Raw genomic sequence first — 17,650 nt, forward strand, 5'->3', positions numbered from 1 at the left:
GTCTCAGCCCTCCGTGATCGACGAGCGGGGATCGATGGTGGCGAGGATGACGTCGACGACGAGGTTCACGCCCAGCACGATGAGGGCGTAGACGATGACGACACCCTGCACCATCGGGTAGTCCTTGGCGCCGACCGACGACACCATGATCGTGCCGAGGCCGGGGATCGCGAACACCGTCTCGATGAGCACGGTCGCGGCGGTGAGTCCGGCGAGGATGAGCCCGCCGACGGTGAGCGACGCCGTGACGATGTTCGGCAGCGAGTGCCGCAGGTACACGAGCCGTCGCGGCAGGCGCTTGGCCCGGGCGGTGGTCATGTAGGTGGTGTCGAGCACCGCCAGCATCTCGACCTGCACGATGCGCACGAGGTAGGCCATGGGGCCGATCGCCAGTGCGATGACCGGCAGCACGGCATCCGCCGGCTTGCCCCACCCCGCCGCGGGCAGCCAGCCGAGCTGCACCGCGAAGAGCGAGATGAGACCGACCGCCACGAGGAAGCTGGGGACGGCGATCAGGATGCCGAGCACGGCCGAGAGCGACATCGACAGGCCGCGGCGGCGGCCCGAGCGGGCGAGCACCGCGGCACCGATACCGGCCGGGAGCGCCCCGACCACGGCGATGACGAAGGCGAGCACGGCGAGCAGCAGTGTCGTCGGGAAGCGCTGGGCGATGACATCCGCCACCGGCCGCTGGAGCCGCACCGAGGTGCCGAGGTCGCCCGTGAACAGCCCGCCGATGAAGCGGAAGAACTGCTCCCACATCGGCCGGTCGAGGCCGAGCTGGGCGCGGGTCGCCTCGACGAGCTGCGGGGTGGCGCTGTTACCCAGTGCCGCGCGAACCGGATCACCGGGCACGAGGTACATGAGCAGGAACGAGGCGACGATGACCACGGCGAGCGAGATCACGAGCCGCCCGAGACGGCGGAGCAGGAACGCGGTGCGCGGCGAGAGGCCGCGACGCAGACGGCGCTCCTCCACCCGCGCCGCCAGGGCGGCCGTGGACGTGTCGACCACCTCGGCGGTCGCGGGAGGAGGAGTGATCGTCATGTCAGCCGAGCATCCGGATCGAGGTGGGCTGGATGAAGTTCGGCTGCTCGAACACCGCACCCGACTGGTAGGTCGGCAGGATGTTGTCGACCACCGGGAACACGTCGAAGCGGTTGATCAGCTCGGCCTCTGCGTCCTGCCAGATGTCGCACGCGGCGTCGGGCTCGGCGCTCGATGCTTCAGCCGCCAGCGCCGAGTACTCCGGGTTGTCGACGAACATGAAGTTCAGGCCGCCCTGGTCGGGGGTCGCTCCGTCGAAGAAGGTCGAGAGCACGACGGGTCCGCCCGGCGCGATCTGCACCCAGCCGGTGTCCCAGTCGAACGTCGAGTAGAGCTGCTCCGACCATGCGGCGGCGTCGTTCGCGAACAGTTCGGTGGTCACTCCCAGAGCATCCCACGTCTCCTTCACGAGCTCCGCCGAGGGGGCGTGCGTCGAGGTCGGGGCATTGTAGATGAACTTGATGACTAGCGGCTCGCCGTCCTTGGAGCGCTTGCCGTCGGAGCCGAGCGTCCAGCCGGCCTCGTCGAGCAACTCACCGGCACGCTCGGTGTCGGTCTCGGGAAGCTCCCACTTCGGGCCGCCGGCCACGCAGAGCAGCGGGTTCTTGGTGACGAGCGACTCCGACGGGAGCCCCTCACCGTCGGCGATGACGGTGCCGACCTCATCGCGGTCGATCGCGATCGACAGCGCCTCGCGCACGAGCGGGTCGGAGAACGGACGCCCCTCCTTCTCGTTGAAAAGGATCATGCCGACGGGGTTGCGTACACCGGTGTGGGTGAGTCCCGCCCCGTCGAGACGGGCCCGGTCGGCGCCCGAGATGGTCGCGGCGTTGATCTCGCCCGAGACCAGCAGGTTCGCCGCGGTGCTCTCGTCGCTGATGACCCGCGACTCGATCGCGTCGGGGAGGCCGACGGTGTCGCTCGTGACGTCGTCGGGGCCCCACGTGTAGTCGTCGCGCTTGGTGAACGTGTAGGTGTCCCCCGGCTTGATGTCGGTCAGCGCGTACAGCCCGGTGCCGTCGGTGGCGTCCGACAGCGTGGTCGGGTCGGCGAGGCCGGCGTCGCAGACGAGCATGATCGTGCCGGTGTTGACCGCGAGGAACGGGTTGTTCTCGGTGCTGGTCACGGTGACGGTGTTGCCGTCGGCGGTGGCCGAGACCTTCTCGTCGATGACCGAGCCGTACGAGAACGTCGCGTTCGCGGGGTCGGCGTTGTAGTTGAGGTTGTCGGCGACGGTCTGCCCGGTGAACTCCGAGCCGTCGGCGCAGGTGATGCCGTCCTTCAGGGTGAAGACGACCTCGGTGCCCGTCTCCTCCCAGCTCTCGGCGAGCCACGGCACGAGTTCGCCCTCGTCGGTGACGGCGATGAGCGTCTCGTAGGCGAGGCTGACGACGGCGAAGGTGTCGGGCGACACCGCGACGAGCGGGTTGAGGTCGCCCGGGTCGTCGCCGACGGCAGTGACGAACGTGCCGCCCGAGACGAAGTCGCCCTCGGCCGGGGCATCGGCGTCGTTCGAGCCCGCACACGACGCCAGTGTCAGTGCGAGGACGGAGAGAGCGGCGGCCACGGGTACTGCGGTACTGCGTTTCATAGCGTTCTCCTGATTCGGGGGGTGGAGCGGTGCGTGCTGTGGTTCTTTCTTCGGGTCAGCGGACGGGCACTTCGGCCGAGAGTCGGGCGAGGGGTCCGGCCGCCTTCACCGTCACGTTGACGGTGGGCTGGGCGGTATAGGGGACGTGCGTCTCGAGAACCTCGACGACCGACACCTGCAGCGGGTCGGCGCCGGCCTGGATCGCCTTCGCGATCGCGGCTTCGGATGCCTGCTCGATGGCCTGTTCGCGGTCACCCATCGGCGCCATCTGGTCGGCCCGGCCGCCGGCGAGCGAGATCGCCGCGCCGACCGCGTTGGCGACGCCGCCGTGGTCGGGGCGCAGGATGCTGCCCGCACTCGCGAGGCTGTCGGGCACGAGGAATCCGCCGCCGCCGACGACGACAAGGGGGATGTCCATGCGGCCGAGGGAGAGGCGCTCGACGGCCTCGTCGAGCCGATCGGCGACCTTCGTGAGCGCCTGCTCGAGCGCTTCGGTCACCTGCGACGACAGCGCGGGGAGCGTGCGGCCGGTGACCGGGCTGCCGGCGAGGGCCGCGGCATCCGTCAGCGTCGGGGTGGAGCCGCCGAACAGCAGGCCCTCCCGGTCGATGCGGTAGCCGACTGAGTCCGGGCCCACACGGCCCGAGGCGACGTCGACGATCGTGCCGCCGCCGATGCCGACGCTGAGGATGTCGGGCATCCGGAAGTTCGTGCGCACCCCGCCGATCTCGCGCGGCAGCGTCGACTCGCGGGGGAACCCGCCGACGACCACGCCGAGGTCGGAAGTCGTGCCGCCGACGTCGATCACGATCGCGTCGTCGTGACCCGAGAGGTACGCGGCGCCGCGGATCGAGTTCGCGGGGCCGGAGCCGATCGTCAGCACGGGGTACTGCGCGGCGTAGTCGAGCGACATCAGGGTGCCGTCGTTCTGGGCGAAGAAGGTGGTCGCGTCGAGGCCCTCCTCGGCGACGACCGTCACGAGCGCCTCGGTGACCGACCGCGCGACGCTGTAGAGCGCGGCGTTGAGGAGCGTGGCGTTCTCGCGCTCGAGCAGACCCGTCGGGCCGATGTCCTGGCTGAGGAAGACCCGGGTGTCCTGACCGAGGTGGCCGCGCAGCAGGTCGGCGACCTCGAGCTCCTGCTCGGGCGAGGAGGGGCTGAAGATGCCGGCCACGGCGATCGCGTCGACGTCGTCGAGACCGTCGACGAAGCGCAGGATGCCGTCGCGGTCGAGCGGCGCGATCGGGGTGCCGTCGACCATGTGCCCGCCGCCGAGCATGGTGGCTCCCGCGAGCACCATCCGCACGAGGTCGTCGGGCCAGCCGGTGAGCGGCGGGTACTCGGTCGCCGCGGGGGCGCCGAGGCGGATCATCGCGACGCGGTCGAGCTGGCGGCGCTGCACGATCGCGTTGGTTGCGTGGGTGGTGCCGAGCATGACGCGAGAGACGCGGGAGCGGTCGTCGCCGATCGCGGCGAGCACGTCGCGGATGCCGGCGCGGATGCCGCCCGTGATGTCGTCGGTCGTGGCGCGCTTGGTCCACGCGAGCACCCGGCCGTCGCCGTCGAGCACGACGGCGTCGGTGTTGGTGCCGCCGACGTCGACGCCGATGGAGAGATCGCGGGCGGTCATCGGGTCGCTCCTTCGAAGGGGACGTAGGGCAGGTCGTAGCCGAAGGCGGCGGGACCGGCGAGTTCGAGCCCGCGGGGCGTGCGCCAGATCGGGTCGCAGGCCCAGGCGAGCACCGAGACGCGCTGGCCGAAGCGCAGCATCTCGGTGGTGATCGCGTGGCCGGTCTCGGCGTCGATGATGGTGATGAGGTCGGGTACGCTCACCAGCACCTCGCCGTCTTCGAGCACGAGCAGGTTCTCGTTCTGCAGCTCGAGGCGCTGCAGGCGTCCGCGATCGGCGCCGGTGCCGGTGATCGTCACCGAGCCGCGCACGAACCCGCCGACCGTGCGACGGTCGAGGTCGGAGATCTTGCCGGTCATCAGCACGCGGGCGTCGAGCTCGGCGGCGACCGCGGCGACCGGGTCGGACGACGACATCAGGGCGTGGCCCACGCGGATGGCGGCGCTCACCGTGCCCTCGATGACGGCGCCCTTCACCTGGTCGGCGGTCATCGGGTAGTGGGCGCCGATGCAGATCGATCCGCTCGCGACGGTGAGGGCGCGGGCGTGCCGCTCGAGCCAGTGCAGGTCGACCGTCTTCATGACCGAGATGTTGCCGACGACGTCGCTCTGCACGGCCCACGCGCACGGGATGCCGGCGACGTTCATCGCCACCATCGCGGCATCCGGGAACGCACGGCCCATGCCGTCGGCGTCGAGGATCTGGAGGCCGAGGCGGGCGGCCCAGCCGATCGGCTGCACGCCGTTGCTACCGCCGATCTCGGCGGCCATCAGCGTCGTGACCTTGCGTCCGAGAAGTCGCTCGGCCTCGTCGAGGAGCGCGTGGATCTGGCCCTTCGCGGCGAGCATCTCAATGCCGACCGTGGGGGCGCCGATGCCCGACATCAGGATCACGGCATCGTCGGCGGTGAGGTCGTCGACCTGCACGAGACGCACGGGTCCGTGCTCGCGCAGGGCCGTCTCGACCATGATCTGCGAGGTGTACACGGCGCCGCCGCCACCGGTTCCGAAGATCGCGGTGCCGACGCCGAGGGCGGCGATGTCGTCTGCCGTGATCTCGGTGATCGGTGCCGCGGTGCGTGCGACGGAGGAAGTCTGGGCCATGTGTTCACGGTACGGAGCCGTTCACCACCCGGCAATGTTTCCGGCATCCAGTGTTTCCGGGCATACTGTGCGCATGGCACAGTACACATTGCGGGATCTCCGCGACGATGCCGACCGACTCGGGCTGCGCGCGCACGCCGGCCCCACCGACGATCGGCAGATCGTGCGCGTCGATCTCGCCGCCGTCGACCGTCTCGATGCCCTCGCCACCGGCACGCTCGCGATCATCGACGGCGAGGAGCAACCACCGCCCTTCCGCATCGACGTCGCCCTGCGGCAGGCCAGCGCCCGTGGCCTCGCGGGGCTCGTCTTCACCTGTCCGCTGACGCTCGCCGAGACCGCTCGGGTGCTCGCAGAACGCGCCGGGGTGCCCGTGTTCTCGGCGGTCGGCGTCGGCGCCGCCGAGCTCGCGAAGACCATCGACCGGGCGATCTCGGGCGGGGCATCCGAAGCGATGATGCGCGGCGCCCAGGCGATCGCGCTCGCGACGGCGGCCGCGGCATCCGAGGAGAGCACGACCGACAGCATCCTCTCGATCGCCGGCGGCGCCCTCGGCGTCGAGCTGTCGATCGCAACCGACCCCGCCACGGCATGGACCGACGCGGATGCCGTGTTCATCGGCGAGGTGCTCATCGGACGCCTCGTGGCCGATCGCACCGACGGAGCGACCGAGGTGTCGCTCCCGGTGATCGCGTCGCTGCTCTCGCGGGTCGCGCAGCGGCAGAACCGCGACCGTTACGCCCCCACCCAGTCGCGCGCCGACCTGCTCGTCGAGCTCGTGCTCGCCGAGCCGTCGCGCGCCGAGGGGTTCGTCGCGCAGGCCGCGCGGCTCGGTCTCCCCCTCCCCCAGTCGCACGCAGTCGCCTGGCTCGCCCCGACCGGCACCGCCGACCCCGACGCCCGCGCGCCGCGCAGCGTGCAACCGGCCCTCGAGTTGTTCGCGCTGCAGCTCGTTGAGGCGCGCGAGGAGATGTGGCACGTCGCCTTCCTGCAGGACGACCTGCTGCTCGTGTGCACCGAGGAGCACGGGGCCGGCGATCACCAGCGGCGCGTGCGCGAGGTCGCGACGCTCATCCAGGAACGGGCGCAGGAGATCGCCGGCTCCGACTGGGCCTACACGCTTGGCCTCGGCACCCCGCAGGTCGGCGCGCTGGGGCTGCGGCAGTCGGCGGCCGAGGCGCGGATCGCGGCCGAGTCGGCGATCGCCGCCGGTCGCCTCGGCGGCGTCGAACTCACCGACGTCACGGGCCTTCGGCGAGTGCTGCTCGACGTCTACGCCTCGCCGATCAGCCGTGAGTTGCTGCACGACATCCTGCGCCCGCTCGACGAGCTCGGGCCGGAGCGGGCACTGCAGTCGGTGCGGACGCTGCTCGTGTATCTCGCGCACGAGGGGTCGCTCGTGCACGCCGGTCGGGAGTTGATGCTGCATCCGAACGGCGTGGGGTATCGGATGCGGCGGATCCGCGAGCTGCTCGGCATCGACCTCGCCGACCCCGACGCCCGCTTCGCCGTCGAACTCGCCTGCCGCGTCCGGCTCCTCGGGGCGGGGTAGAGCTGGCCGGGTCCGTGGCCTCCACTGAGCCCTTGAGCCGAAGCTGGGTCCCTGAGCCTGTCGAAGGGCCCCACCCCGCACACCTCGTGTGGATCCCTGCGACGCTTCGACAGGCTCAGCGACCCAGGAATCGGTTCCGCGTATCCGAACTGGGTCCCTACTTCGAGACCTCCGCGCGGAGCGCCGCCCCGTCGGCATCCAATCCGGGCGCGCGGGCCAGCCTCACCGTGCCGTTCGTGCCGAGTGCCGAGCGGGCGATCGACACTCCGTCGTCGTGCTCGATCAGGCCGAGAGCATCCGCCTGCGGGCCTCGCGCCGCCTCCTCGGGAGTGCGCACGCGCGCCACGAGCACACGGGCCGCCTGCAGGCATCCGACCACCGTCTCGAGCGGCATGCCGCCGACCCTGTCGGCCAGCACGGCCTCCAGCACCTCGCGACCCTCGACACGGGCCTGATTGCCCGCCCACTCCGGCCCGCCCAACGCGGCGCCGAGATCGAGCGCCGCCACCAGCCGGGCGAACATCGCGTCGTTGGTCGCGCCGAGCACGACATGACCATCGGATGCCGCGAACGCACGGTACGGCACGATCGACGGGTGCGAGCTCCCCCAGGGTTTCGACGGCGGTCCGCCCGCCGAGGTCGCGGCGATCACCGTGCCGAGCGAACTGAGCGCGGTCGCGAACAGAGAGAACTCCAACCGTCGGCCGACGCCCGTGCGCCCGCGCTCGAGCAGCGCCGCGAGCACGCCGTTGATCATCGACATCCCGGTCGCGATGTCGACCATCGCCACCCCCGAGCGCACGGGGTCGGCGCCCTCGTACCCGGTCACGTGCATGAGCCCGGACTCGGCCTCGACTGTCACCGCGGTGCCCGGTTCGGCCGCGAGCGGACCCTCCTGCGAGAAGCCGCTGATCGAGGCGTAGACCAACCGCGGGAACCGCTCGCGCATCGCGGCCGCACCGATCCCCAGCCGGTCGGCGACACCCGGACGGAAGCTCTCGACCACGACATCCGCCGTGCCGATCAGCGCGTGTGCGGTCTCGCGATCGGCGGGGTCAGCGAGGTCGAGGGCGATGCTGCGCTTGCCGCGGTTGATCGCGTGGAAGTACGCGCTCGCCCCGTGGACGAACGGCGGTCCCCAGTGCCGGGTCTCATCGCCGATGCCGGGTTGCTCGACCTTGATCACGTCGGCACCGAGTTCGGCGAGCGTCATCGTCGCATATGGACCGGCGAGCAGCCGCGTGAAGTCGATCACGCGCACGCCCTCCAGCGGTCGGAATTCTCCGTCGGTCATCGTCGCCCCTTCGCTCCCGTCGCAGTTTCTGTCGGGATGAGTGGGTCAGACCGACAGAAAGTGCGCCGCGAGCCAAGGTATCGGTGGTCGGATGCCGTCGGCGATGGATGCTTCGCACACCGGAAGCGCTACGGGGTGGGACCCTTCGACAGGCTCAGGGACCCAATGACAGCGGCGTCAGCGCGCGAAGACGCGTTCCCCGCGGATCCAGGTCTCCGCGACGCGCACGCCCGCGATCTCATCGTCGGGGACCGTGAACACGTCGCGGTCGAGCACGGCGAAGCTTCCGTCGAGTCCCGGCGCCAGACGCCCGACGCCCTCCAGCGGTGAGAGCGATGCCGCCCGCGAGGTGTACAGCAGCAGCGCCTGAGGTACCGTGATCGCCGCCTCGGCGCCGAACTCGATCCCGTTGTAGGTGCGGCGCCGCACGGCGGCCTCGACCGAGAGCATCACGTCGTCGGCGCCGCTCCACGCGGTCGCCGGACGGTCCGACGAGAGCGCGAGCGGCTCGAGCCCCGCGTACAGGCGCGCGATCGGATAGGCATCCGGCACCTGCTCCACACGAAGCGCCTTCTCGTACCCGTCGTACTCGGCGAAGAAGAACACCGTGTGCGTGGCGATGCCGAACGACATGCGCGCCGAGGCGAGCCGCGCGAGGTACGCGTCGCTCACGATCGTCGCGTGCTCGATGCGCACCGACGGGATGCCGTCGAGCCACGGCTCCTGATCCTCGAACAGTTCCACGACCCGGTCGAGCGCCCGGTCGCCCATCGCGTGCACGGCGAGCTGCACGCCGTTGCGGCGCGCCCAGTCGCCGGCCGCGAGAACGTCGGCATCGTCGACCAGGCGCAGGCCGTGGTCGCAGGAATCGGGGTACGCCTCGTGCACCCAGGCGGTGCGGTTGGAGTACGCGCCGTCGAGCACGACCTTCACGCCGGCCACCCGGATCGGACCGATGCGATCTCCGGCGGTCAGCTCGCCGAGGGGCGCCGCCGGGTCCCATCCCGGGTACAGTGCGACCCGCGTGCGCAGACCGCGCTCGGCCGCGGCGCGGAACGTCTCGAGTGGCCGGTCGATGCGCGACGACAGCAGGTCGCACACCGCCACGATGCCGCGCGAGGCGAGCTCGTCGCCGATCGCCACGATCGCGTCGATCTGCTCGTCACGGCTCGGCGCGGGGATGAACGCGGCCACCGCGTTGACCGCCGCGATCTCCGTCAACACGCCGTTCGGGTTCCCGTCGGCATCCCGCTCGAATCGCGACCCCTCGGGGTCGACCGTCGACGCCGTGATACCGGCGATCTCGAGCGCCCGCGTGTTGCACACGGCCGAGTGCGCGTCGCAGCGCCAGACCAGCACAGGGCGATCGGTGGCGATGCGGTCGAGGTCGGCGGCCGTCGGCATCCGCCCCTCGGGGAACTTGGTGTCGTCGAATCCGCGCCCCAGCACCCAGGCATCCGCCCCGGTGACGGTCGCGGCGTGCGCGTCGAGCACGCGCACGAGGTCGTCGGCGCTCAGCACCGCCGGCGGGAAGCACTCGACCGCGGCCGCCGTTCCGGCGAGCAGCGCGGGGTGCGTGTGGCTGTCGAGCAGACCGGGCAGCACCGTGCGACCGCCGAGGTCAACGGCATCCGCATCGGTCACCTCCGACGCATCGCCGACCCAGTCGACGAGCCCGTCGACGATGCGGAACGCCGAGGCGAACGTCGTCTCGCTCTCGCCCGTGAACACGCGGCCGTTGGTGAAGGTCGTCATCAGATCTCCCGGTGGGTGAAGCGGCCGCCGAGCAGGGTGGCGGCGACGGGCATGGATCGCAGTTCGTCGCGATCGCTGGCGTAGGGGTCGCGATCGCTGATCACGAGGTCGGCGGGCTGTCCGACGGCGAACGACGTACGAACGGATGCCGCGAGCGCCACGCCGAGCGGAAGACGCTGTTCGGGGTGCCACGCGTCGCGCTCGCCGCGGCTGCGCGCGGTGGCGGCACTGAGCGAGATCCACGGGTCGAGCGGAGCGACCGGAGCATCCGACCCCAGCCGCAGGGTCGCGCCGGAGCGGTGCAGCGAGCCGAACGCGAAGGCTCGCCCGGTGCGGCCGGCCCAGTGGTGGTCGGCGACGTCGCGGTCGTCCATGGCGTGCTCGGGCTGCACGCTGGCGATCAGCCCGAGCGCGGCGAACCGGGCGAAGTCGTCGTCGCGCACGAGCTGGGCGTGCTCGATGACGCCCTTCATGTCGAGGGCCTCGAACGTGTCGAGCACCTCGGTGTTCGCCCGGTCGCCGATCGCGTGCACGGCGGCCTCGATGCCGGCGCCGCGGGCGCGCTCGAGCAGGCGGCGCAGTTCGGGGATCGGCACGCTCTCCATGCCGCATGCGTGCGGATGGCCGGGGTCCATGCCGGGGTACGGGTCCCAGCACCAGGCGGTGCGGGTGTTCAGCGAGCCGTCGACGACGACCTTGAGCCGGCCGAAGGTGACCAGCCCCGCCTCGTCGACGATGTCGCCGGTGCGCACGCCCGCGGCGATCACCTGCTCGAGCAGATCCGGCCAGACCGCGATGTCGGTGCGCAGGCTCGTGAGCCCGCCCGCCGTGCGCGCCGACCACTCGGCGATGTTGTCGGTCTTCTCGTACTCGACGACGCCGACGACTCCGCGGGCGGCGGCGGCCGCCGCGGCATCCGCGTAGGCATCCGCCGGCAGCTGGGCCGCCTCGTCGAAGTCGTGCAGGATGCCGATCCACGGCCCCTCGCGCAGCAGGCCCGTCTCGTCGAGCTCGACACCCAGCTTCGCAGCGGCGGCGCGGTTCATCCAGCCGCAGTGCAGGTCGCCGCTCACGAGCACGACCGGGATGTCGCTGACCGTGGCCTCGAGGGCCGCGAGCGATGCCGGGACCGGCCACAGCCCGTCGCGGAACCCGTAGCCCATCAGCATCCCGTCGCTCAGCGGGGCGCCCTCGGCGCGCGCCCGTCGCACGATGTCGAGCACGTCGTCGGCGGTGCGGGTCTCGGTGAGATCGAGGCGTCGACGGCGGATCACGTGCTGCGTGAAGTGCACGTGCGCGTCCCAGAAACCCGGGCCGATCCAGCGCCCGCCCGCCTCGACGACCTCGCCGACCGCGGCGATTGCCCCCGCCGGCGCGATCTCGTCGATCACACCGTCGCGTACGACGACGTCGACCGGCTCGCCGCCGTCGTACGGGCGCACGTCCCGAAGGGTGAGGGACTCGGTCATGCTGCTCCTCTCGGCGCGCACCGCGCGCGGGTGGTCGGGGATGCGGGCGGTCAGACGACCGGAACGGGCGAGGTCGCGAATCCGAAGAGGTCCTTCGGGTCCTCGGGGGCGGCGACCAGATCGATCTGGGTGTCGATGCCGGTGCCCGCGAGGTCGGCGCGCAGGTGGCGCAGGGCCGAGAAGTCCTCGATCGCGAAACCGACCGAGTCGAAGATCGTCACCTGCTCGGGCGAGGTGCGCCCCGCGGCGGTGCCGTTCAGCACCTGCCAGAACTCCGTGACCGGGAAGTCGGCAGCGACGTTCTGGATCTCGCCCTCGACGCGGGTCTGCGGCGTGTACTCCACGAACACCGGGCCGCGATCGAGGATGCGCGGGTCGAGCTCGGTCTTGCCGGGGCAGTCGCCGCCGATCGTGTTGATGTGCATGCCCGGGGCGACGTCGGCATCCGTCAGCACCTGTGCGACGGCCTTGTCGGCCGTGCAGGTCGTGACGATGTCGGCTCCGGCGGCGGCCTCGGATGCCGAGGAGCACACGGTGATGTCGAAGCCACGCGGGGCGAGATTGCGCACGAACTTGGCGGATGCCGCGGGGTCGACGTCGTAGATCCGCAGCCGCGAGATGCCGAGCACCCCGCGGAACGCGAGGGCCTGGAACTCGGCCTGGCTGCCCGCGCCGATCATCGCCATGGTCGTGGAGTCGGGGCGCGCGAGACGCCGCGCGACCATCGCCGAGGTCGCGGCCGTGCGCAGGGCGGTGAGCATCGTCATCTCGGCGAGGAACACGGGGTAGCCGTTGTGCACGTCGGCGAGCACGCCGAACGCCGTCACCGTCTGGTAGCCGCGGCCCGGGTTGAAGGGGTGGCCGTTGACGTACTTGAACGCGTAGACGTCCGGGTCGCTGATCGGCATGAGCTCGATCACGCCGAACGGCGTGTGGTTGGCGACGCGCTCGCTCTTGTCGAACGACTCCCAGCGGCGGAAGTCCGCCTCGATCGTGTCGGCCATCTCGGTCATGATCGTCTCGGCGCCGCGGCGCGAGATCCACTCCACCATGTCCTGCACACCCACGAACGCGGTCATGCGGTCACTTCCTTTCCATCGAGCACGTCGCGGTTCACATCCGCGATGCGATCGGCGAGCTTCGGGTTCTCATAGGGGCCGGGGTGGCGCAGCGCGTCGATCACGCGGGCGATCACCTCGGGGGACTTGTCCTGGTGCATCTTCTCCTTGGCCTCGAACCGGGTGGCCCGCAGGCGGAACCCGACGGTGCCGTGCACGATGCGCTCGGCGTACGCGGTGTTCTCGAGCGTGCGACGCATGAGGAAGGGGTCGGGTAGCGGGCTCTCGAACCACGACACCAGGCGGTCGAGCACCGCGAGGTTCTCGTCGTCGGAGAGGATCTCGGGAGTGCCGAACAGGTGCGCGACGGCGAAGTCCCACGTGGGGACAGCCGGAGAGGTGCCGTACCAGCTGGGCGAGACGTAGCCCTGCGGACCGTAGATGATGACCATCGCCTCGTGCTGGCCGAGCTGGTGCAGCCGCTCGTCGGGGCGCCCGACGTGGCTGACGATAGAGATGCCCTCGGCATCCTCCTCGAGCAGCACCGGGTAGTGCGAGGCGACGAGGCCCTCACCGGGCACGTGGCTCACGATGGTCGCCCACGGGTTCTCGCGCACGAGCGCGCGCACGGTCTCGACGTCGTCGAGCGCGTAGTCCGGGTTGTGTCTCACTGCTGCTCCTGAGTGATGGCGTTCGAATAGCTCACTTTGCAGAAATCACCGGTCCGAATCGGCAAAGTGAGCGATTCGAAAGGTGATGTCGGCGGTGGCGAGCACGACGTCGTCGGGGTCGACGGCGGTCACGCGGATGCCGTCGGGGGCGATGCCGTCGGGGGCGTCGGGGACGCCGTCGGCGGGAGCATCGACGACCGTGCTCCGACCGACGAGGCGCAGTGGCCGGTCGACGAGCACGGGGGCGATCGCCCGCACGTCGAGACGGGCGGGAACGCGCTCGGGGGCGTGCCGTCGGGCGGCGTCCATGAGCAGGATGCGCGTCAGCGGTCCGTGCACGAGCAGGTCGGGCAGCCCCTCCACGTCGCGCGCCCAGGCGCGGTCGTAGTGGATGAGGTGCGTGTTGAACGTGAGGGCCGAGAAGCGGAACAGCTGGCGGGCGTCGGGCGTGAGCTCCTCGACCCAGTCGGCCTCGGCCACGACCGACGGCTCGGGCCGCGGGGCACGAGCGGGAGCATCCGGATCCGCCGCCTCGAGGAACACGTCGTGCCAGACGCTGCGCACCGCGACCTCGCCGCCCACCGCGTACTCGCGCTCGATGTCGACGAAGGTGAGGCGCCCGCGCGACCCGGTCTTGTCGACCACCGATCCGAGCGAGGTGGTCTGCACGACCTCGTCGCCGAGGCGGATCGGTCGCAGGAACTCGGTCGTCTCGCCCGCGTACATGCGGCGGGGCAGATCGATCTCGGGCACGACGCCGTCGCGCGCCGGGGTGCCATCGGGCCGCAGATCGGCGAGCGGCACGGCGAACGGGAAGAACACGCCCTCCCAGGCGGCGGGCAGCACGTCGCCGTCGGCGAGCGCCGGGTCGGATGCCGCGAACGTGCCGCGATACGCCTCGACCGTATCGGGGGTGATCGGCGAGGTGCGCACGACGGGCGCGGGCGAGCTCACGGCAGCGCCCCGGCGGCGCGCAGCTCGGCGATGCGCGCGGCGTCGTATCCGGCGAACCGTTCGAGCACCTCGTCGGCGTGCTCGGCGAAGCGATTGGCGGTGCGGGCGGGCGTGGCGGGGGTCTCCGACAGCTTGATCGGCTGACCGAACATGCGCAGCACGCCCAGGTCGCCGTAGTCGGCTTCGACGATCATGTCGCGCTCGGCGGTACCCGGGTCCTCGACCACCTCGCCGATCGTCTTCACCGCCGTGAGGGGCACGACGTCGCCCGCGAGGTCCTCGAGCTCCTGCTTGGTGCGAGTGGCGAGCCAACCGGCCACGATCGGCTTGACGCGGCGCTCGTAGACGTCGGTCTCGAACCGCTTGCGCATGGTGTCGATCTCGGGGTCGTCCTTGTGCTCGGGCGTGCCGAACAGGTCGCAGCTCGCGTTCCAGAGCTTGTCGGTGTACGCGCCGAAGAACACCTGGCCGTCGGCGCAGTCGAAAAGCTCGTAGGGCCGCACCCAGGCGTGCGCGTTGCCCTGCGGCGAGGCCACGTTGCCGGTGACGGTGTAGTCGACGACCGCGGTCTCGGTGAGCGCGACGATGCTGTCGACCTGCGCGACGTCGACGACCTGGCCGATGCCCGTCGCCTCGGCGTGACGCAGGGCGGCCAGGGTGCCGATCACCGCGAACAGGGTCGCCGAGAGGTCGCCGATCGTGACGCCGACGCGCACGGGCGGATGCTCGGCGTAGCCGTTCATCGACCAGATGCCACCCGCGGCCTGGGCCGTGTTGTCGAAAGCGGGGCGCTTGCTGCGCGACCCGGTGCGGCCGTAGCCGGAGATGGCGGTGTAGACCAGGCGCGGGTTGATCTCGCGCAGCACCTCGTAGCCGACGCCGAGCTTCTCCATCGTGCCGGGGCGGAAGTTCTCGACGAGCACGTCGGCGCCGCGCACGAGGTCCTTCAGCACCTCCTTGCCCTCCGGGGTGGCGAGGTCGAGACCGACGCCGAGCTTTCCGCGGTTGTACTGGGCGTAGTAGGCGCTGAACTCCTCGTCGCCGTCGGTGAGGTACGGCGGGAAGCCGCGCGACACGTCGGGATCGCGGGGGTTCTCGACCTTGATGACGGTGGCGCCGAGGTCGGCGAGGGTCTGCGAGGCGTAGGGGCCGGCGAGCACGCGCGACAGGTCGATCACAGTGACTCCGGCGAGCGCGCCGGGGGCGGGGAGGGTGGTGTCGATCATGCGGGGGTGACCTCCTGGGCGGGTTCGGGGGTGTCGAGTCCGGCGGCCGCGAACGCGCGGGCCACGTTCGACGCAGGACGCACGGTGCGGATGCGGGAGAGCCAGAGCGTGGTGGCGGCCAGGGCTTCGAGATCGAGTCCGGTCTCGATGCCGAGGCCGTGCAGCATCCACACGAGGTCCTCCGTCGCGAGGTTACCGGTCGCGCCCTTCGCGTAGGGGCACCGGCCGAGTCCGCCGACCGCGGCGTCGAACTCCGCGACCCCGAGTCGCAGGGCCGCGTGGACGTTGGCGAGGGACTGTCCGTAGGTGTCGTGCAGGTGCAGGGCGATGGCATCGACGGGGATGCCGGCGGCGAGCGCCTCCTCGATGACGGCGATCATGTGGCCGGGGGTGGCGACGCCGATCGTGTCGCTGATCGCGACCTTGCGGGCTCCGGCTTGGTGCAGGGTGCGCGCGGCTTCGGTGACGGCGTCCGTGTCGACGCTCCCCTCCCAGGGATCGCCGAAGGCCATCGAGACGTACCCGCGCACGGGGATTCCCTGCGCGGTCGCCTCGGCGATCACCTCGACCGCCCGGTCGAGGGCGCCGGCGCGGGTCGTGTTGAGGTTCGCCTTCGCGAACGACTCGGTGGCGCTGACGACGACCGACACCTCGCGGATGCCGGCGTCGATCGCGCGCTGCAGACCGCGGAGGTTCGGCACGAGGCCGACGGCGCGGGCGCCCGCGGGCACGTCGAGTCCGGCGACGACCTGCTCGGCGTCGGCGAGCTGGGGAATCCAGGTCGGCGGCACGAAGCTCGTGACCTCGAGGTCACGACTGCCCGCCGCATACAGTCGACGGCAGAGCTGGATCTTGACCGCGGCGGGGATGATGTCGGTCTCGGCCTGGAGGCCGTCGCGCGGGCCCACCTCGAACACGGTGACGCGGGAGGGGAGCCCCTCCTCGCGGATCACCCGGGGCGCCGGGACCGCGCCGGTCATGCGCCGGCCCCGCCCCCGCGCAGTTCGGCGAGCACTTCGCGGGCGTACTCCACGCGGATGCGGCGGTCGGCGACGATCCGGGCGGCGACCGCGCCGATCTCGTCGACCTCGGCACCGGCGGATGCCGCGACGGTGCGGGCGTGCAGGGTCATGTGTCCGCGCTGGATGCCTTCGGCGGCGAGCGCCCGGCAGGCCGCGAGGTTCTGGGCGAGTCCGACGGCGGCGATGACGCTCGCGAGTTCGCGGGCGGTCTCGACGCCCAGCAGCTTCACGGATGCCTGAGCGGTGGGGTGCGCGCGGGTTGCCCCGCCGACGAGGCCGACCGCGAGGGGCACCTCCAGCGTGCCGACGAGGTTGCCGTCGGCATCCTTCTCGAACTGCGACAGCGCCGTGTACCCGCCCGAGCGGGCCGCGTGCGAGTGGCAGCCCGACTCGACCGCGCGGGTGTCGTTGCCCGTGGCGAGCACGACCGCGGTGATGCCGTTCATGATGCCCTTGTTGTGCGTGGCCGCACGGTAGGCGTCCGCTTCGGCGAAGGCGCTCGCGGCGACGATGTCGTCGACGACCTGCGGGCCGCCGAGCAGTTCGGCGTCGAACACCGCGCGGGCGCGGGTGAGGCGCAGCTCGGCCTTGTTGGTGAGGATGCGCAGCAGCGTGCGGGTGCCGGCGAGTTCGGCGATGCGCGGGGCGATCGCCTCGGCCATCGTGTTCACCGCGTTCGCCCCCATCGCGTCGCGCACGTCGACGTGCAGGTGCACGATGACCTGCACTCCGGCGCGGGTGGGGAGCACTCGCACCGAGATGTCGAACGCGCCGCCGCCGAGCGAGACCAGCATCGGGTCCTGCTCGTTCGCGAGGGCGAGCAGTTCATCCTTCGCCTCGAGCAGGGCGAAGCGGGCGCCGTGCGGGTCGACCGCGTCGAGCACCTGGATCTGGGCGATCATCACATCGCCCGTGTACGAGGTCGTGAACCCGCCGTGGCCGCGGGCCATGCGGGCGGCGTTCGAGGCGGCGGCGACGACGCTCGGCTCCTCGGTGGCCATCGGCACCAGGCGGTCGCGTCCGTCGATCGTGAAGTTGGTGGCGACACCGACCGGCACCGCGATGAGGCCCACGACGTTCTCGACCATGTGGTCGGCTTGGGCGAGAGAGAGACCGCTGTCGGGGCGCAACGCCCCCAGAGCATCCGCATCCAGCTCCGCACCCTCGGCGACGAGCGCGAGGCGCTCCTCGGGGGTGTGATCGCGGAGTCCGGAGATTCGGCTGTTGATCGACATCGGCCACCTTCCTTCGGGACAGCGACCGGGTCATCGGCGCTGT

At 71.3% G+C, this 17,650-nt stretch carries 14 protein-coding genes; 1 reads left to right on the forward strand and 13 read right to left on the reverse strand.

The genetic code is table 11. The annotated features are described in order from the left end of the window. Positions 1-3: 3 nt before the first annotated feature. From ACFY9N_RS13810 to ACFY9N_RS13825, 4 genes are read right to left on the reverse strand one after another with little or no spacing between them, the layout of a single operon-like run. Positions 4-1,047, reverse strand: a complete 1,044-nt coding sequence (locus ACFY9N_RS13810; protein WP_391479315.1) for an ABC transporter permease — start codon at positions 1,045-1,047, stop codon at positions 4-6. 1 nt (position 1,048) lies between these two features. Beyond that, positions 1,049-2,638 (reverse strand): ABC transporter substrate-binding protein, encoded by a 1,590-nt coding sequence (locus ACFY9N_RS13815; protein ID WP_391479317.1) that lies wholly within the window; start codon positions 2,636-2,638, stop codon positions 1,049-1,051. A gap of 55 nt (positions 2,639-2,693) precedes the next feature. Continuing rightward, a complete protein-coding gene (locus tag ACFY9N_RS13820; protein WP_391479318.1) occupies positions 2,694-4,268 on the reverse strand; it encodes a hydantoinase/oxoprolinase N-terminal domain-containing protein in 1,575 nt (524 codons plus the stop codon). Continuing rightward, positions 4,265-5,371: a DUF917 domain-containing protein gene (locus ACFY9N_RS13825; RefSeq protein WP_391479320.1), complete on the reverse strand. Its 1,107-nt coding sequence runs from the start codon at positions 5,369-5,371 to the stop codon at positions 4,265-4,267. Before ACFY9N_RS13825 ends, ACFY9N_RS13820 begins: the two co-directional genes overlap by 4 nt. Before the next feature lie 73 nt (positions 5,372-5,444). Between ACFY9N_RS13825 and ACFY9N_RS13830 the strand changes: the two genes are divergently transcribed. Then, complete coding sequence (locus tag ACFY9N_RS13830) at positions 5,445-6,923, forward strand: PucR family transcriptional regulator (protein ID WP_391479321.1); 1,479 nt, start codon at positions 5,445-5,447, stop codon at positions 6,921-6,923. Positions 6,924-7,080: 157 nt separating this feature from the next. On the opposite strand, the gene ACFY9N_RS13835 is transcribed toward ACFY9N_RS13830, so the two are convergent. The 9 genes from ACFY9N_RS13835 to ACFY9N_RS13875 all read right to left on the reverse strand — a co-directional run bounded on the left by ACFY9N_RS13835 (position 7,081) and on the right by ACFY9N_RS13875 (position 17,607). Further along, positions 7,081-8,217, reverse strand: coding sequence for a CaiB/BaiF CoA transferase family protein (locus ACFY9N_RS13835; protein WP_391479322.1), 1,137 nt, complete (start codon positions 8,215-8,217; stop codon positions 7,081-7,083). Between the two features lie 177 nt (positions 8,218-8,394). Continuing rightward, entirely contained in the window at positions 8,395-9,972 is a 1,578-nt protein-coding gene (locus ACFY9N_RS13840) for an amidohydrolase (protein ID WP_391479323.1), read from the reverse strand. Further along, positions 9,972-11,441: an amidohydrolase gene (locus ACFY9N_RS13845; RefSeq protein WP_391479324.1), complete on the reverse strand. Its 1,470-nt coding sequence runs from the start codon at positions 11,439-11,441 to the stop codon at positions 9,972-9,974. Before ACFY9N_RS13845 ends, ACFY9N_RS13840 begins: the two co-directional genes overlap by 1 nt. A 50-nt stretch (positions 11,442-11,491) precedes the next feature. Next, positions 11,492-12,520, reverse strand: coding sequence for an ornithine cyclodeaminase (locus ACFY9N_RS13850; RefSeq protein WP_391479325.1), 1,029 nt, complete (start codon positions 12,518-12,520; stop codon positions 11,492-11,494). After that, positions 12,517-13,170: an FMN-binding negative transcriptional regulator gene (locus ACFY9N_RS13855; protein ID WP_391479327.1), complete on the reverse strand. Its 654-nt coding sequence runs from the start codon at positions 13,168-13,170 to the stop codon at positions 12,517-12,519. Before ACFY9N_RS13855 ends, ACFY9N_RS13850 begins: the two co-directional genes overlap by 4 nt. 45 nt (positions 13,171-13,215) lie before the next feature. Then, entirely contained in the window at positions 13,216-14,124 is a 909-nt protein-coding gene (locus ACFY9N_RS13860) for a MaoC family dehydratase N-terminal domain-containing protein (protein WP_391479328.1), read from the reverse strand. Next, positions 14,121-15,350 carry a CaiB/BaiF CoA transferase family protein gene (locus ACFY9N_RS13865; protein WP_391479329.1) on the reverse strand — a complete coding sequence of 410 codons (1,230 nt, stop codon included), beginning with the start codon at positions 15,348-15,350 and terminating at the stop codon, positions 14,121-14,123. The genes ACFY9N_RS13860 and ACFY9N_RS13865 overlap by 4 nt, the downstream gene beginning before the upstream one ends. Then, positions 15,347-16,330 (reverse strand): hydroxymethylglutaryl-CoA lyase, encoded by a 984-nt coding sequence (locus tag ACFY9N_RS13870; RefSeq protein WP_391479331.1) that lies wholly within the window; start codon positions 16,328-16,330, stop codon positions 15,347-15,349. Before ACFY9N_RS13870 ends, ACFY9N_RS13865 begins: the two co-directional genes overlap by 4 nt. Next, entirely contained in the window at positions 16,327-17,607 is a 1,281-nt protein-coding gene (locus tag ACFY9N_RS13875; protein WP_391479332.1) for a hydroxymethylglutaryl-CoA reductase, degradative, read from the reverse strand. The genes ACFY9N_RS13870 and ACFY9N_RS13875 overlap by 4 nt, the downstream gene beginning before the upstream one ends. Positions 17,608-17,650 lie beyond the last annotated feature (43 nt).

It is taken from the genome of Microbacterium sp. NPDC008134, from assembly GCF_042957055.1.
GTDB lineage: Bacteria > Actinomycetota > Actinomycetes > Actinomycetales > Microbacteriaceae > Microbacterium.

Excerpts from the sequence above, each read along its gene's own strand:
- ACFY9N_RS13810 (WP_391479315.1), bottom strand. The coding sequence starts at position 1,047 with ATGACGATCACTCCTCCTCCCGCGACCGCCGAGGTGGTCGACACGTCC.
- ACFY9N_RS13815 (WP_391479317.1), bottom strand. The coding sequence starts at position 2,638 with ATGAAACGCAGTACCGCAGTACCCGTGGCCGCCGCTCTCTCCGTCCTC.
- ACFY9N_RS13820 (WP_391479318.1), bottom strand. The coding sequence starts at position 4,268 with ATGACCGCCCGCGATCTCTCCATCGGCGTCGACGTCGGCGGCACCAAC.
- ACFY9N_RS13825 (WP_391479320.1), bottom strand. The coding sequence starts at position 5,371 with ATGGCCCAGACTTCCTCCGTCGCACGCACCGCGGCACCGATCACCGAG.
- ACFY9N_RS13830 (WP_391479321.1), top strand. The coding sequence starts at position 5,445 with ATGGCACAGTACACATTGCGGGATCTCCGCGACGATGCCGACCGACTC.
- ACFY9N_RS13835 (WP_391479322.1), bottom strand. The coding sequence starts at position 8,217 with ATGACCGACGGAGAATTCCGACCGCTGGAGGGCGTGCGCGTGATCGAC.
- ACFY9N_RS13840 (WP_391479323.1), bottom strand. The coding sequence starts at position 9,972 with ATGACGACCTTCACCAACGGCCGCGTGTTCACGGGCGAGAGCGAGACG.
- ACFY9N_RS13845 (WP_391479324.1), bottom strand. The coding sequence starts at position 11,441 with ATGACCGAGTCCCTCACCCTTCGGGACGTGCGCCCGTACGACGGCGGC.
- ACFY9N_RS13850 (WP_391479325.1), bottom strand. The coding sequence starts at position 12,520 with ATGACCGCGTTCGTGGGTGTGCAGGACATGGTGGAGTGGATCTCGCGC.
- ACFY9N_RS13865 (WP_391479329.1), bottom strand. The coding sequence starts at position 15,350 with ATGATCGACACCACCCTCCCCGCCCCCGGCGCGCTCGCCGGAGTCACT.
- ACFY9N_RS13870 (WP_391479331.1), bottom strand. The coding sequence starts at position 16,330 with ATGACCGGCGCGGTCCCGGCGCCCCGGGTGATCCGCGAGGAGGGGCTC.
- ACFY9N_RS13875 (WP_391479332.1), bottom strand. The coding sequence starts at position 17,607 with ATGTCGATCAACAGCCGAATCTCCGGACTCCGCGATCACACCCCCGAG.